Consider the following 14680-nt stretch of genomic DNA (forward strand, 5'->3'; position numbering starts at 1 on the left):
CACGGTGCGGTTCACGGGGGTGTCATCGGCGTCCGGCGGGACCGGGCTGACCGTGCACACCTCCGTGACCAACCCCAGCACCCGCCCTGGCCTGCGCCTGCCGGGGCGGGTGACGCTCACCGCCGGGTCGGCCGACGTGCCGGTCGGGCACATCCGGCTGGGGCTCGTCGCCACGGTCGAGCCGGAGGATCCGGGTCAGCCCCGCCGTCTGGTGCAGTTCCACCAGGCGGCGGTGGCCGGCGGTTTCGTCCTGCCGGCCGGGCAGCGGCGGTCGGTGGCGTTCGCGTTGCCGTTGCCGTGGGAGACACCGGTGACCATCTTCGGCGGGGTGCCGTTGCTCAGTCTCCGTACCGGGCTGCGCACCGAGGTGGCGCTGGACGGCCTGCTGGACCAGGGCGCGATGGTGCCGGTCTTCGTCCATCCCCTCCCCACCCAGCAACACGTGCTGGCCGCCCTCGACACCCTCGGTTTCACCCTGCGCCAGGCCGGACTCCAGGCCGGCCGGTTGCCCGGGGTGACCCAGACCCTCCCCGTCCACCAGCGGATCAACTTCTGGGTGGGGCCGCTCTACGCCGGCCCCGTCACCGAGTTGGAGCTGATCTTCGTGGCGGATCCGGCGACCCTGGAGGTGATCCTCTGGATGGACCGCCGGCTCGCCCTGGCCGGCGTGACCCACCAGAGCATCAGCCGGTTCAAGGCGTGGCACGTCGACGCCGGCCAGCAGGACTGGACCAGCGTGGTGGACGGCTGGCTCCGGAAGGCCATCGACCGGCACGCCGAGGCGGCGGCGAACGCCCACTGGTCGGCCCGGATCACCGGGTCGGCCCACGTCAGCCGCCCACCCGACCGCCCGGTGGCCCCGGGGGAGGGGCTGGGCGGCACCGCCGGCGGCCCCGGCATCGGCGGCGGATCCGGCGACGGCACCTGATCTGGCCGGCGGTGCCGCTCTGCCCTCGGCCCGCAGTGCCGCTCTGTCCTCGGCCGGCGGTGAACGCGCCGGACCTCGGCCGGCGGTGAACGCGCCGGACCTCGCTCGGTGGTCACCGCGCCGGACCTCGCTCGGTGGTCACCCTGCCGGACACCGGCCGGCGGTGACCGCCCTGACCTCAGCTGGCGGTGGCGGTGGCGAGTTTGAAGCTGAAGCCGAGGAAGAGCGCCGCGACGCCGGTGGTGGCGGTGGCAGCCAGCCGGCGACGTGTCCGGAACTGGCTGGCCAGGAAGGTGCCGGCGAAGATCAGCGCGGTCAGGTACAGCACGCTGGTCACCTGCACGACCAGGCCGAGCGCCAGGAAGGAGAGCGCTGGCCAGGGGTAGGTCGGGTCGACGAACTGGATGAAAAAGGAGACGAAGAAGAGGATCGCCTTCGGGTTGACCAGGCTGACCACCAGGGCCCGGCGGAACGGCGCGCGGATCGCCGCCGGCTCCGGGACGTCCACCAGGCGCGGTGCGGCCGGGTCGTGGCGGGTGCGCCAGCGCCGCCAGGCGCCGCGCAGCATGGTCAACCCCACGTAGCCCAGGTACGCCGCCCCGGCGTACTTGATCACCAGAAAGAGCGGTGGGTACGCGGTGAGCAGCGAGGCCACCCCGGCTGCGGAGAGAACCATGAGCACGGCGTCGCCGACGAACACCCCGGCGGCGGCCCGGTAACCGGTGCCCACGCCGCGCCTCGCGGCGGCCGAGAGCACGAAGAGCGAATTGGGCCCGGGGAGCAGAACGATCGCCACGGTACCCAGCACAAACGTCCAGAAGTCGGTGATGCCCAGCACGCCGGCCATCATCACGCCACCGCTGCCCCCGCGCGAAGCCTTTCCCACAGGCGGCGCTGTGCTTCCGGCCACTCGTCGACGACCATCGAATACTGGACGGTGTCCCGCCAGGAACCGTCGGGGCGCTGCCGGTGCATCCGGAGCACACCCTCCCGGGTCGCGCCGAGCCGTTCGACGGCCCGCTGGGAACGCGTGTTCCGGCTGTCGGTGTGCCAGACCACCCGGCGCGCCCCCAGTTCCTCGAACGCCCGGGCGAGCAACAGCAGTTTCGCCTCCGTGTTGACGGCGGTGCGCCACCAGGGGCGACCGAGGAAGGTGTGGCCGATCGCCACCGCCCCACGATCCGGGTCGATCTCGTAGTACGAGGTGGTGCCGACCACCGCCCCGGTCACCGCGCAGCGCTGCACCCAGGGCACCCGCTCGCCCCGGTGGTGAGCCGACAGGGCGTCCGAGACCAGTTCGCGCACCCCGGTGGGGTCGGTGGGCCGGGGGACGGTCAGGTGCTGCCAGACCTCCGGGTCGTCGGTGGCGTCGAACAACTCGTCGGCGTGGGACCCGTCGAGAGCCTCCAGCACCACGTGTGCGCCGCGCATCGGTGCCGGTTCGAGCCACGGTGAGCGGGACGGGCGAAGGTACGCCGGGATTGGCGCGGTGACCCCGGCGTCCGGCTCGGCGAGCCCCGGGGTCAGCCGCAGCGGCACGACCCCGGCCCAGTACGGCAGGGCCAGGTCGGCCGGGTCGTCGCGGACCCCGCCGGTGCGGGAGCGGACCGACACCTCGCGCAGGGGCAACGCCAGGACGGCGGTCTCGGCCAGTTCCTTCCGGCTCGGCGGGCGGCTCTCCGCGCTGCGGCCGGTGCCGACCTTCTCCATCAGCGCGGTCAGCATCGTGGACCGCTCTGCGGCGTCGGTGACCAGGCGGGCGACCCCGTGCGCGACCACGGAGCGGTAGTTGGCGCTGTGGTGGAACTGGGAGCGTGCGTAGACCAGCCCGTCGAGCAGGGTGACACCGACGCAGACCGGCAGCCCGTCCGGGCCCCGGGCGGCCAGCAGGGGCCGACTGCCGGTGGAGCCGTGCAGGTAGAGGGTGTCGCCGACACGGACGTGGAGGGTGGGCAGCAGGCGCGGCTCGCCGTCGACGACGAAGCCGAGCGTGCAGTGGTACGCCTCGTCGAGCACGGCGTGGGCGGCGGCGCGGTCGTAGCTCATCCGCTCCCGCGAGCGGTGGGGGGTGGTCCGGGCGGTCGGCGTGTACATGTGACATCCCGCCTTTGTGCTAGTACGATCTGAAGACTGTGGCAGTACGTTATCAGATCACCGGTGGCACGGCGGCCGAGATCTCGGCGAGCGTCGAGTCGGGTGTCCGCAGCGGAGCGCTTCCTCCCGACAGCGCCCTGCCCCCGGTCCGCGCCCTCGCCGCCGCCCTCGCGGTCAGCCCGGCCACCGTCGCCCGCGCCTACCAGGAGCTGCGGCAACGCGGCCTGGTCGCGACCGCCGGCCGGCACGGCACCCGGGTCCGCCCCCGTCCACCGGTCGCCACCCGCCGGGCCGCCCGGTACCCGACCCCCGGCCCCGGCGTCCGGGACCTCTCCCGGGGCCAGCCCGACCTCCGGCTGCTGCCGCCGCTCGGCCCGCACCTGGCCCGGCTCGCCGACCGGATCGGCCCACCCACCGGATACGCGCCGGCCGGCGTCCTGCCCGAACTGGCCGAGGCCGCACGCGAGCGGCTCACTGCCGACGGGGTCCCGGTCGACGGACTCACCGTCACCGGCGGGGCGCTCGACGGCATCGAGCGCCTGCTCGACGCCTACCTGCGACCCGGCGACCCGGTGGCCGTGGAGGACCCGGGCTGGGCCAACCTGCTCGACCTGGTCGCCGCGCTGGGCCTGCGGCCGGTCGCCGTACCGGTCGACGACGACGGCCCGACCGAGGCCGGGGTCCGGGACGCGCTGGCCCTCGGCGCGCGGGCCCTGATCGTCACCAGCCGGGCGCAGAACCCCACCGGCGCCGCCGTCTCGGCCGACCGGGCCGCGGCGTTGCGTGCCCTGCTCGCCGGTCGCCCCGACGTGCTGCTCGTCGAGGACGACCACGCCGCCGAGCTGGCCCGGCTGCCGCTGCACCCCCTGGCCGGGGCGACCCCGTCCTGGGCCTTCGTCCGCTCGGTGAGCAAGCCCTACGGCCCGGATCTCCGGCTCGCCCTGCTCGCCGGGGACGAGACGACCGTGGCCCGGGTGGCCGGCCGGATGAGCGTCGGCCCCGGCTGGGTCTCCACCCTGCTGCAACGGCTGGTGCTGGCCCTCTGGACCGACCCGGCGACCACCGAGCTGGTCACCCGGGCGGAGGAGAGTTACCAGCGGCGGCGTGACGCCCTGATCGCCGCGCTCGCCGGGCACGGCCTCACCGCCCACGGCCGCAGCGGCATCAACGTCTGGTTGCCGGTTCCCGACGAGACCAGCGCGGTGACCGCCCTGCGGGACGCCGGATGGGCGGTCGCACCCGGTGGGCTGTTCCGGATCGGCGCGCCGCCGGCCGTCCGGCTGACCGTCAGCCCACTCGACGACACGGAGATCCCGACGCTCGCCGACGCGGTCGCCCACGCGCTCCGACCCGCCCGTCCGGCCGGTTTCACCGCCTGACCGGCGGGGTCGACCACCGCGCGGCCGTCCGGGCCGGCCGTCGGGTCACCCGGCCGGCCGTCGGGTCACCCGGGCCGCTGCGGGCGCGACGCGCCGGGCCGACCAGGGGATCACCGCGTGACCGAGGCGCCTCCGGGTACAACAGTCGCCATGTCCGAGCAGACCGAGACCGCCCCGGGTGCCCAGCGGTTCATTCCGCCCCGCGCTGACACGATCGACGAGTTGCGGACCGCCGCAGCCGCATGCCAGGGCTGTGAGCTGTACCGGGACGCCTCGCAGACCGTCTTCGGCCGGGGCGGTGCGGACGCCCGGGTGGTCCTCGTCGGCGAGCAGCCCGGCGACCTGGAGGACCAGAAGGGTCTCCCGTTCGTCGGGCCGGCCGGGCGGGTGCTCCGTCGGGCGGTCGACGACGCCGGCCTCGACCCCACCGGGCTGTACCTCACGAACACCGTGAAGCACTTCCGCTTCGAGCTACGCGGCCAGCGGCGCATCCACCAGACGCCCGACCGGGTGCACATCACCGCCTGCCGGCCCTGGCTGGTCGCCGAGTTCGCCCGGCTCCGCCCGGAGATCGTGGTGGCGCTCGGGGCCACCGCCGCGAAGGCCCTGCTCGGTCCGGCGTTCCGGGTCACCCGCCAGCGCGGCGAACTGCTGCCCTGGCCCGCCTCGGCGCAGCATCCCGAGGACTTCACCCGGGTGCCGGTCGACTCCGCCGGCCGGGTCGCCGACGCGCCGCCGGCCCGGCTCCTCGCCACCATCCACCCCTCCGCCGTGCTGCGTGCCGACAACCAGGAGATCGCCTACCAGGGACTGGTCGCCGACCTCACCGTCGCCGCCCGCGCCCTGACCGGTTGACGTCGAAGGCCAGATGGTGGACGACCGAGCTGCAGAACCGGGTCGCCGACCGCTGTCCTGAAGGAGATCATCGGCCGTAGCCTCGACCGGTAGCGGGACGGCGGGGGCGGGACGCCCCGACGGGTAGGCCAGGATGGGGACCGCCCCCTCCCGAGGAGTCGCGATGACCACCGACCTCACCGCCCCGGTCGCCCTGCGCCCGGACGTCGCCCCGATCCAGCGACGAACCCTGCGGCTGCTCTTCGTCACCCAGATCATCGGCGGCGTCGGGGTCACCATCGGCATCTCCGTCGGCGCGCTGCTCGCCGAGCGGATCGCGGGCGCCGCCGTGGCCGGCCTGGCGCAGAGCGCCGGAGTGGTCGGCGGCGCGCTGCTCGCCGTCCCGATCACCCGCATCATGACCGGGTACGGCAGGCGGCCCGGCCTGGTCCTGGCGTACCTGACCGGCGCGCTCGGCGGGCTGCTGGTGGTGGCCGCCGCGACCACCCGCTCGGTGCCGCTGCTCTTCCTCGGCATGCTCCTCTTCGGCGGTGGCAGCGCCGCCAACCTCCAGGCCCGCTACACCGCCGTCGACCTCGCCGAACCGGCCCGCCGGGGCCGCCAACTCTCCCTGATCGTCTGGGCCACCACGATCGGGGCGGTGGCCGCGCCGAACTTCGCCGATCTCGCCGACAGCACCACCAGCCGCTGGGGGCTGCCCGCGCTGGCCGGGCCGTTCGCGTTCAGCGCCGTCGCCTTCGGGTGCGCCGCCGTGGTGATCTTCGCGTTGCTCCGTCCCGACCCGCTGCTCACCGCCCGCCGGCTCGCGGTGGCCGAGGCGGCTCCGACCGCCGGCGCCGTGGTCGCGCCGCCGACGCCGGCGACCCGCCGCGCCGCCGGCATGTGGTCGGCCTGGCGGGTCGTGCGGCAGCGACCGGCCGCCCGGCTGGGCATCGCCGCGGTCGCCATGGGTCACCTGGTCATGGTCGGGGTGATGGCGATGACCCCGGTGCACATCGGCGAGTCGCACGCCGACGCCGACGTGCTGCACGTGGTGGGCATCGTGCTCAGCCTGCACATCGCCGGGATGTACGCGCTCGCCCCGCTGGTGGGCTGGCTCACCGACCGGGTCGGCCGGCGACCGGTGATCCTCGCCGGCACCGCCCTGCTGCTGGCCGCCTGCGCGGTGGCCGGCACCGCCGGGCACCACACCGTGCTGCTCTCCGTCGGCCTGGTCCTGCTGGGGCTGGGCTGGTCGGCCACCATGGTCGCCGGCTCCACGCTGCTGTCGGAGTCGGTGCCGGTGGCCGAACGCCCCACCGTCCAGGGCCTGTCCGACCTGACCATGGGACTGGCCGGTGCGGCGGCCGGCGCGGCCAGCGGGTTTGTCGTGCAGGTGGCCGGCTATCCGGTCCTGACCCTGCTCGCGGCGGTCGCGGTCGTGCCGTTGGTGGCGCTAGCGTTGCGGCCGGCGACGGTGTCCGCGCCCGAGGAGGACTGACATGCGGAACGGGGGAACGCGGTGCGGCTGACCGACTTCTGGAGCCGCCTCGAGGAGGCGTTCGGGGCCGGCTACGCGGGCAGCATCGCCCGGGACCAGGTCCTCGCCCAGCTCGGCGGGCGGACCATCGACGAGGCGCTCGCCTCGGGTGAGCAGACCCACGTGGTGTGGCGGGCCGTGTGCGCCGCGTACCCGGACCGGGTGCCCGCGCGACTGCGCTGAGCTGCCCTTTCGTCACGTGGGTGTGTCGCTTGCCGTCTCGTACAGGTGTTCGGCTATTGTCCACAGCGGGGTGCTCGTCCACAGGCCACGGCCGGTCGGCTGGTTCTTGTCGGACCCAGCGCCTAGCGTGTCCGCGTGACGAGAAGCTCAGGAAAGACGCCGGCGAAGGCAGGGGTAACCATGGCGGCAACGCCCGACCGGGAGAAGGCACTCGACCTTGCTCTCGCGCAGATCGACAAGCAGTTCGGCAAGGGTTCGGTGATGCGTCTGGGGGAGCGGCCGGTCATCCAGACCGCGGTCATCCCCACCGGCTCGATCGCGCTCGACGTGGCGCTCGGCGTGGGCGGTCTGCCCCGGGGTCGGGTCGTCGAGATCTACGGTCCCGAGTCCAGCGGTAAGACCACGGTCGCCCTGCACGCGGTCGCCAACGCGCAGCGGGCCGGCGGCATCGCCGCCTTCGTCGACGCCGAGCACGCGCTCGACCCGGAGTACGCCAAGGCCCTCGGCGTCGACACCGACGCGCTGCTGGTCTCCCAGCCCGACACCGGTGAGCAGGCCCTCGAGATCGCCGACATGCTGGTCCGCTCCGGCGCGCTCGACATCATCGTGATCGACTCGGTCGCCGCCCTGGTGCCGCGCGCCGAGATCGAGGGCGAGATGGGCGACAGCCACGTCGGTCTCCAGGCGCGGCTGATGAGCCAGGCGCTGCGGAAGATCACCGGTGTGCTCAACAACACCGGCACCACGGCGATCTTCATCAACCAGCTCCGCGAGAAGATCGGTGTCATGTTCGGCTCGCCGGAGACCACCACGGGTGGTCGGGCGCTGAAGTTCTACGCGTCGGTCCGGCTGGACGTCCGTCGGATCGAGAGCCTGAAGGACGGCACCGACGTGGTCGGTAACCGCACCCGGGTCAAGGTCGTGAAGAACAAGGTCGCCGCCCCGTTCAAGCAGGCCGAGTTCGACATCATGTACGGCAAGGGCATCTCCCGGGAGGGCTCGCTGATCGACGTCGGCGTCGAGCAGTCGATCATCCGCAAGTCCGGTGCCTGGTACACCTACGACGGTGACCAGCTCGGCCAGGGCAAGGAGAAGGCCCGCGAGTTCCTCCGGGAGAACCCGGACGTGGCGGCCGAGATCGAGAAGAAGATCCTGGAGAAGCTCGGCGTGGGTGTCGGGGCCGGCGACGCGGCCGGTGGCCCCGAGCTGCCGCCGGTCGACTTCTGACCGGCCGCGTGGTGGGACGACGGGCCCGTTCGGGGCGGGGCTGGGACGCCATCCCTCCCCGGACGGGTGACCTCCCCGCACGGCCCCGGCGGGGACGCCGGGGTCGTTCCGGACCGGACGCGGCCGCCGACCCGGTCGACGACGGCACCTGGCCGGCTGACCTGTCGGACGAATCCTCCTCGTCCGACGACCCGCCCCGCGCCGAGCCGCGCAACGAGGCGGAGGCGGCCCGGGAGATCTGCCTCCGCCAGCTCGCGGTCCGGCCCCGGACCCGGGCGGAACTGGCCGGGGCGCTGGCCCGCCGGGGCATCTCCCCGGAGGCCGCCGCCGAGGTGCTCGACCGGTACGACGAGGTCGGCATCATCGACGACGCCGCGTTCGCCCGGGCCTGGGTGTCGAGTCGGCACGCCGGGCGGGGACTGTCCCGGCGGGCGCTCGCCAACGAGTTGCGTCAGCGCGGGGTGGACAACGAGGTCGCCGGTGCGGCGCTCGGCGAACTGGACGAGGCCACCGAGGCGGAGACGGCGCGCGCCCTGGTGGACCGTAAGCTGCGGTCTGCCCGGGGCGAGCCGGACGCGGTCTTCCGACGGCTGGTCGGCATGCTCGCCCGCAAGGGCTACCCGCCGGGTCTGGCGATCCGGGCGGTGAAGGATGCCCTGGCCGCGCAGAGCGCGGAGGCCGCCGAGTTCGCCGACCAGATCGACCCCGACGCCCTCACGCCCGATCCCGACGCCGATCCTTCGCTTGGCTGATCATGATGTTCGGCAGCGGCAACCGGTTTCCGGTCCCGCCATCGTCATGATCGCCATGGGGATGGAAGGCTCAGGGTGCCCGACGACGGGATCGAGGACGACTGGATGGCTTGCGTGATGTGGCATGTGCGATCAGTAGTCGTGATGGCGGTCCCCGGTCGGGACTGCTGCCCGCTTCGCTGCGCTATGCCCGATAATGGATGAGCGTGGCGTGACCATTCGACTGCCCTCTGTCCGCCTATTTTGATCATGAGTCCTTGACCGGAAGGCCTCTCGGCACCTAGCCTCGCCTTACAGGCTCACATTGCCCGACCAGCGCAGGCTAAGCGCACAACATAGATCGTGTAACAGAACAGCATCACTTCGGCCAGCTCGTCTGGCCATACGACGGCGTCGGACCGCCCGGTCCGACGTCGGCGAGACAACTGCACCCGGCCGTCGGCGATGACCAAGGGGGGTCACCGCCGACGGAGACCTACCCATGGCCAGTCGCTCCGGTCGGGCGTCTAGGAGCCGCAGGTGCGTGCCCACCGGCACGTGACCGCTGCGGCGTCGACGGTTCAGGGGAGGCGGCCATGACGGGGCGGCAGAGGATCAGCGGTGGTCCCCACGGGGTGCCGGCATGAGTGCCTTCGACGTCGTCCTGCTCGGGGTGGTCGTGCTCCTGACCCTCGTGGTGGCCGGCGCGGTCGTCCTCGGTGCCCGGACCCTGCGCCGGCTCGGCGCGGCGCCCGCTCCCGAGGACCCGGCCTTCGCCGCCGAGAAGGACCGCCAGGAACAGTCGCTGGCGGCGCTGCGTACCGCCGCCGACGAGGCCCACTCCACCGCCGACGTGGCGAAGTCCGCCGCAGCGGCGGCCCGGGCCGAGGCCGCCGGAGCCAAGGCCGAGGCGACCGCCGCCCGGGACGAGGCGCGCCGGGTGCTGGAGGCGGCCCGGCTGGAGGCGGACACCGTCCTGGAACGCGCCCACAAGCAGGCCGAGACCGACGCCGAGCAGTTGCGGGCAGCGGCCCGACGCAGCGGCGAGCGGGAGGTGGCGGTGCTCGCCTCCACCACCCGGGAGCAGGCCGCCGAGGTCGAGCGGCGGGCGGCCCGGATGGACGAGCGGGAGCGGCTGCACACCGAGGAGGTGGAACGGCTCGCCGAGCGGGAACGTCAGCTGGCCGCCGCCAGCGCCGCCCTGGCTGCCCGGGAGGCCGCACTGGTCGACCGGGAACAGGCCCTCGTCGAGGCGGAGGAGCAGCGGCGCCGGGAACTGGAGCGGGTCGCCGGGCTGACCGTCGAGGCGGCCCGTGCGGAGCTGATCGAGGCGATCGAGACGTCTGCCAAGCGGGAGGCGGCGCTGCTGGTCCGGGACATCGAGTCGGACGCCCGCAACACCGCCGACCAGCGCGCCCGGCACATCGTGGTGGACGCGATCCAGCGCGTCGCCAGCGAGCAGACCGCGGAGAGCGTGGTCAGCGTCCTGCACCTGCCCGGTGACGAGATGAAGGGGCGGATCATCGGCCGGGAGGGACGCAACATCCGCGCCTTCGAGTCGGTCACCGGGGTCAACCTGATCATCGACGACACCCCCGAGGCGGTGCTGCTCTCCTGCTTCGACCCGGTCCGCCGGGAGGTCGGCCGACTCACCCTGGAGAAGCTGGTCCTGGACGGGCGGATCCACCCGCACCGGATCGAGGAGGTGCACGACCTGGCCCGGCAGGAGGTGGACGAGCTCTGCCAGCGGGCCGCCGAGGACGCCCTGGTCGAGGTCGGCATCACCGACATCCATCCGGAACTGGCCACCCTCCTCGGCCGGCTGCGCTACCGGACGTCGTACGGGCAGAACGTGCTCAAGCACCTGGTGGAGACCGCGCACATCGCCGGGATCATGGCCGCCGAACTGCGGCTGGACGTGCCGACCATCAAGCGGTGCGCCTTCCTGCACGACATCGGCAAGGCGCTCACCCACGAGGTGGAGGGCAGCCACGCGCTGATCGGCGCGGACGTGGCCCGCAAGTACGGCGAGAGCGAGGAGGTCGTCCACGCCATCGAGGCGCACCACAACGAGGTGCCCCCGCAGACCATCGAGGCCGTGCTGACCCAGGCGTCGGACGCCTGCTCGGGCGGGCGGCCGGGGGCCCGGCGGGAGAGCCTGGAGGCGTACGTCAAGCGGCTGGAGCGGATCGAGGAGATCGCCGCCGGCAAGCTCGGCGTGGAGAAGGTCTTCGCGATGCAGGCCGGCCGGGAGATCCGGGTGATGGTCAAGCCGGACGACGTGGACGACATCGGCGCGGCGGTGCTGGCCCGGGACGTGGCCAAGCAGATCGAGGAGGAGCTGACCTACCCGGGGCAGATCCGGGTGACCGTGGTCCGCGAGTCCCGGGTCACCGAGATCGCCCGCTGACCGGGGGTTCGGCCCGGCGGCTGACGGCGGCAGGCCGATTCGACGGGGACGCGCGGATGGGGCACCCGAGGAACGGGTGCCCCATCGTGGCGGTGGACGGTGGCGACGCCCCGTGGCCGGCGCCCCGTCAGCCGATCGCGACCGGGAGGTCGTCCGGCGCGTGACGCCGGGGCCGCGGCATCAGGTGTACTGCGCCCCGACCGTCACGACCCAGGCGTACTCGTGGCACCGGGCGCGGGACTGCACGCCCGCACCGACCCAGGGACCGTACGCGGTGTACTGGGCGCCGCTGTTCTCCTCGCAGCGGACCTAGACTCGGGCGCTGGTCACGCCGGTGCAGGTCGCCCAACCCGAGCCGCCGTTCACCCCGATGTTCCCGCCCACGGAGCAGCTCGCCGCCTGCGCCGGCGAGCCGGGGGCCAACAGGGCCCCGGCGGTCATGGCGAACGCCGCCGCCGACATCCCGAGTTTCCTGACGCGTGTCATGTGCCACCCCGTTCTGGTCGTCCGTCCGCCGGGTCCGGTCACGTTCCGAACGTCGGCGAACGACGCCGGCGACAATCCATCGACAAACTTGAATGTCAGCGACCATCTTGGTGGAAGTTCCATCGATGGCACTAGCAGAGTGTCAGATTGTCGACACGATCCGTGACTGATTGGCGAATGCGGTGCCGGCTCGGGTGCGATCCGGCGGCGTCGGCGGGTCGCCATGGGTCGGGTCGGGCGGGCAGATCATGGTGGACGGGAGCGCCGACACGGAAGGGGCGGACGGCAGCCGCCGTCCGCCCCTTCCGCAGGCACGTCCCTCAGACGGCGCGGGCTGATTCCGCTCCGGCGTCCTGGGCGGGCAGCACCTTGCCGGCCGTACGGGGCATCCGGCTCAGCCGGCGCTGCAACCACCAGGCGAAGAAGGAGAGCAGGCCGCAGATGCTGATGTAGATCGCGGCGACCACGAGGTACGTCGGCACGTAGGGCAGGCCGAACGACAGTCGCCCACCGACCTGCTTGCCGACGAAGAGCAGCTCCGGGTACGTGATGATGAACCCGAGCGCGGTGTCCTTGAGCAGCACCACGAGCTGACTGACGATCGCCGGCAGCATCGAGCGGAACGCCTGCGGCAGCAGGATCAGCCGCAGCACCTGGTTCTTGCGCATCCCGATCGCGTACGCGCCCTCGGACTGCCCGTGCGGCACGGCGTTGATGCCGGCGCGGAAGATCTCCGCCAGCACCGAGCCGTTGTAGAGCGTCAGCCCGATGACCAGCGCCCAGAGCTTGTCGATCGGCCAGCCGTACTGCAACGGCACGTAGTAGCCGAAGAAGATCAGGATCAGCAGCGGGATGGCCCGGAACAGCTCCACCACGAAGGTTGCCGGAGACCGCAGGAGCCACCTGTCGCTGAGCCGGGCGCTGGCGAAGACCGCACCGAAAAGCAGCGCCAGTACGGTCGCGAGACCAGCCGCCTTGAGGGTGGCCCAGAGGCCGGCGAGGAGTTCCCGCTGCACCGAGGCGTACTGGAGCTGTTCCCACTTGCGCGCCTCGAACTGGCCGGTCTCGTTGAACCGGAAGATCACGAACGCGACGAGCGCGACGATGCCGACCGTCGAGACGACGCCGAGGATCGCGTTGCGCCGGCGGGCCTTCGGCCCGGGCAGGTCGTAGAGCACCGACGTCATCGCGCTACCGCCCACTTGCGCTCGAGGAATCGTTGCAGGGCCACCAGCGGCAGGATCAGGATCAGGAAGCCGATGGTGATCCAGAGCAGCACGGCGAACTGCGGCTCACCGCGTTCGGACATGTACGCCGGGATCGCGCCCGCCTCCAGCACCGAGAAACCGGCGGCGATGGTGGTGTTCTTCAGCATCGCGATCAGCACGCTCATCATCGGCGGCACCATCGCCCGCAGCGCCTGCGGCATCACGATCAGGGTCAGTACCTGACCGAAGGTCATGCCCAGTGCCCGCGCCGCCTCGGCCTGGCCCGGAGCGACGGTGTTCACGCCGGAGCGGACCACCTCACAGACGAAGGCCGCAGTGTAGACGGTCAGCGCGATGGTGGCGCTCTCGAAGTAGTCGATGTTGACGTCGAGCTTCGGCGCCGCGAAGACGAGGAACGCGAAGACCAGGGTCAACGGGGTGTTCCGGATCAGGTTGACGTAGGTGGCGCCGAAGGCCCGGAGCGCGGGGACCGGAGAGACCCGCATCGCGCCGAGCAGCATGCCGAGGACGAGGCTGCCCACGGCGGCGATCAGGAACAGTTTGACGGTGTTGGTGAAGCCGTCGACGAACAGGTCCTTGTTGTCCGTCAGGACGCGGAAGAACTCGCCCATGCCTCTCGCTCTCAGTCCTCAGCGCGGGTGACGGGCGGGGAGTTTCCCGCCCGTCACCGCGTCACGAACGCAGGTCAGTACCGCTCGAGGGTGGGCGGGCTGGCCGGCGAGCCGGACTTGCCCAGCGTGCCGTCGTAGACCTTCTGCCAAGTGCCGTCGGTGAAGGCGGCCTGGATCTGGTCGTTGACGTAGTCGCGGAACGCCTTGTCGTCCTTGGGCAGGCCGATGCCGTACTTCTCGGTGCTGAACGGCTGGCCGATGACCTTCAGCTCGCCGCTGGCCTGCGCCGCGTAGCCCTTGAGGATGGCGTCGTCGGTGGTGACCGCATCGACCTTCTTGTCGAGCAGCTGCGAGACGCACTCGGAGTAGGTCTTGAACTCGACGATGTTCTCCGGCTCGGTCAGCCCCTCGTCCCGGACCTTCTGGATCGGGGTGGAACCGGTCGCCGAGCAGACCTTCTTGCCCTTGAGGGTGTCCTTGCCGGTGATCGCGGTCTCGTCCTTGCGGACCAGCAGGTCCTGGCCGGCGACGAAGTACGGGCCGGCGAACGAGATGTCGTTCTTGCGCTTGTCGGTGATGGAGTAGGTGCCGACGTAGTAGTCGACCTCGCCACCCTTGATCGCGGTCTCCCGGTTGGCGGAGGCGATCTCCTTGTACTCGATTTTCGCCGGGTCGACGCCGAGCGTGCTCGCGACGTACTGGGCGATCTCGATGTCGAAGCCGCACCGGGTGCCCTGGGCGTCCTTGTAGCCGAGGAACGGCTGGTCGAACTTGACGCCGACGACGACCTTGCCGGCGCTCTTGATCTTGTCGAACGTCGGGCTGCCGGCGACGGCGGCGTCGGTCTTCGGGGTGAAGGTCACACCCGAGGTCTGGCAGGTGTCGGCGTTGCCGGCACCGGGGGAGTTGCCGTCGCCGCTCGGCGTCGGGGTGCCCTCCTTGCCGCAGGCCGCGACCGAGAGGGCGAGCGACGCCATCATGGCTGCCGCCGCCACGCGCTTGAACCGCATGATCTTCTCCTTCTTCGA

14 protein-coding genes are annotated in these 14680 nt (G+C 72.4%); 8 read left to right on the plus strand and 6 right to left on the minus strand.

Going from position 1 to position 14680, the window contains the following annotated elements:
- Positions 1 to 4: 4 nt before the first annotated feature.
- Positions 5 to 928, plus strand: a complete 924-nt coding sequence (locus QSK20_RS04910; protein WP_285787348.1) for a sporulation protein — start codon at positions 5 to 7, stop codon at positions 926 to 928.
- Positions 929 to 1106: 178 nt separating this feature from the next.
- Here the strand turns inward: QSK20_RS04910 and leuE are convergent, their stop codons facing one another.
- Both leuE and QSK20_RS04920 read right to left on the minus strand, forming a co-directional pair.
- Positions 1107 to 1778 (minus strand): leucine efflux protein LeuE, encoded by a 672-nt coding sequence (gene leuE, locus QSK20_RS04915; protein WP_285787349.1) that lies wholly within the window; start codon positions 1776 to 1778, stop codon positions 1107 to 1109.
- Positions 1778 to 3022, minus strand: coding sequence for a bifunctional pyridoxamine 5'-phosphate oxidase family protein/GNAT family N-acetyltransferase (locus QSK20_RS04920; protein ID WP_285787350.1), 1245 nt, complete (start codon positions 3020 to 3022; stop codon positions 1778 to 1780). The genes leuE and QSK20_RS04920 overlap by 1 nt, the downstream gene beginning before the upstream one ends.
- A 38-nt stretch (positions 3023 to 3060) precedes the next feature.
- Here QSK20_RS04920 and QSK20_RS04925 point away from each other — a divergent pair, with 38 nt between their 5' ends.
- The 7 genes from QSK20_RS04925 (at position 3061) to rny (ending at position 11326) form a co-directional block, all read left to right on the plus strand.
- Positions 3061 to 4401, plus strand: coding sequence for an aminotransferase class I/II-fold pyridoxal phosphate-dependent enzyme (locus QSK20_RS04925; RefSeq protein WP_285787351.1), 1341 nt, complete (start codon positions 3061 to 3063; stop codon positions 4399 to 4401).
- Between the two features lie 150 nt (positions 4402 to 4551).
- Entirely contained in the window at positions 4552 to 5256 is a 705-nt protein-coding gene (locus QSK20_RS04930) for a UdgX family uracil-DNA binding protein (protein ID WP_285787352.1), read from the plus strand.
- 163 nt (positions 5257 to 5419) lie between these two features.
- A complete protein-coding gene (locus QSK20_RS04935) occupies positions 5420 to 6736 on the plus strand; it encodes an MFS transporter (protein WP_285787353.1) in 1317 nt (438 codons plus the stop codon).
- Positions 6737 to 6757: 21 nt separating this feature from the next.
- On the plus strand, positions 6758 to 6958 hold the full coding sequence (locus QSK20_RS04940) for a DUF3046 domain-containing protein (RefSeq protein WP_285787354.1): 201 nt from the start codon (positions 6758 to 6760) through the stop codon (positions 6956 to 6958).
- Between the two features lie 180 nt (positions 6959 to 7138).
- Positions 7139 to 8185, plus strand: a complete 1047-nt coding sequence (gene recA, locus QSK20_RS04945; protein ID WP_088980099.1) for a recombinase RecA — start codon at positions 7139 to 7141, stop codon at positions 8183 to 8185.
- An 8-nt stretch (positions 8186 to 8193) separates the two neighbouring features.
- Positions 8194 to 8937: a regulatory protein RecX gene (locus QSK20_RS04950; protein ID WP_285787355.1), complete on the plus strand. Its 744-nt coding sequence runs from the start codon at positions 8194 to 8196 to the stop codon at positions 8935 to 8937.
- 622 nt (positions 8938 to 9559) lie between these two features.
- Positions 9560 to 11326 (plus strand): ribonuclease Y, encoded by a 1767-nt coding sequence (rny, locus tag QSK20_RS04955; protein WP_285787356.1) that lies wholly within the window; start codon positions 9560 to 9562, stop codon positions 11324 to 11326.
- A 309-nt stretch (positions 11327 to 11635) separates the two neighbouring features.
- Here the strand turns inward: rny and QSK20_RS04960 are convergent, their stop codons facing one another.
- The 4 genes from QSK20_RS04960 to QSK20_RS04975 all read right to left on the minus strand — a co-directional run bounded on the left by QSK20_RS04960 (position 11636) and on the right by QSK20_RS04975 (position 14662).
- Positions 11636 to 11812 carry a hypothetical protein gene (locus tag QSK20_RS04960; RefSeq protein WP_285787357.1) on the minus strand — a complete coding sequence of 59 codons (177 nt, stop codon included), beginning with the start codon at positions 11810 to 11812 and terminating at the stop codon, positions 11636 to 11638.
- 320 nt (positions 11813 to 12132) lie between these two features.
- Positions 12133 to 12999: an amino acid ABC transporter permease gene (locus QSK20_RS04965; RefSeq protein WP_285787358.1), complete on the minus strand. Its 867-nt coding sequence runs from the start codon at positions 12997 to 12999 to the stop codon at positions 12133 to 12135.
- Complete coding sequence (locus QSK20_RS04970; protein WP_285787359.1) at positions 12996 to 13652, minus strand: amino acid ABC transporter permease; 657 nt, start codon at positions 13650 to 13652, stop codon at positions 12996 to 12998. The genes QSK20_RS04965 and QSK20_RS04970 overlap by 4 nt, the downstream gene beginning before the upstream one ends.
- A 74-nt stretch (positions 13653 to 13726) precedes the next feature.
- Positions 13727 to 14662, minus strand: coding sequence for a glutamate ABC transporter substrate-binding protein (locus QSK20_RS04975; protein WP_285787360.1), 936 nt, complete (start codon positions 14660 to 14662; stop codon positions 13727 to 13729).
- Between the last annotated feature and the right edge of the window lie 18 nt (positions 14663 to 14680).

The sequence above is a fragment of the Micromonospora sp. NBRC 101691 genome (assembly GCF_030269285.1).
Classification (GTDB): domain Bacteria; phylum Actinomycetota; class Actinomycetes; order Mycobacteriales; family Micromonosporaceae; genus Micromonospora; species Micromonospora echinospora.

Bases quoted from the DNA above. Each gene is read 5' to 3' on its own strand.
- leuE (WP_285787349.1), bottom strand. From the start codon at position 1,778: ATGATGGCCGGCGTGCTGGGCATCACCGACTTCTGGACGTTTGTGCTG.
- QSK20_RS04920 (WP_285787350.1), bottom strand. From the start codon at position 3,022: ATGTACACGCCGACCGCCCGGACCACCCCCCACCGCTCGCGGGAGCGG.
- QSK20_RS04930 (WP_285787352.1), top strand. From the start codon at position 4,552: ATGTCCGAGCAGACCGAGACCGCCCCGGGTGCCCAGCGGTTCATTCCG.
- QSK20_RS04935 (WP_285787353.1), top strand. From the start codon at position 5,420: ATGACCACCGACCTCACCGCCCCGGTCGCCCTGCGCCCGGACGTCGCC.
- recA (WP_088980099.1), top strand. From the start codon at position 7,139: ATGGCGGCAACGCCCGACCGGGAGAAGGCACTCGACCTTGCTCTCGCG.
- rny (WP_285787356.1), top strand. From the start codon at position 9,560: ATGAGTGCCTTCGACGTCGTCCTGCTCGGGGTGGTCGTGCTCCTGACC.
- QSK20_RS04960 (WP_285787357.1), bottom strand. From the start codon at position 11,812: ATGACACGCGTCAGGAAACTCGGGATGTCGGCGGCGGCGTTCGCCATG.
- QSK20_RS04965 (WP_285787358.1), bottom strand. From the start codon at position 12,999: ATGACGTCGGTGCTCTACGACCTGCCCGGGCCGAAGGCCCGCCGGCGC.
- QSK20_RS04970 (WP_285787359.1), bottom strand. From the start codon at position 13,652: ATGGGCGAGTTCTTCCGCGTCCTGACGGACAACAAGGACCTGTTCGTC.
- QSK20_RS04975 (WP_285787360.1), bottom strand. From the start codon at position 14,662: ATGCGGTTCAAGCGCGTGGCGGCGGCAGCCATGATGGCGTCGCTCGCC.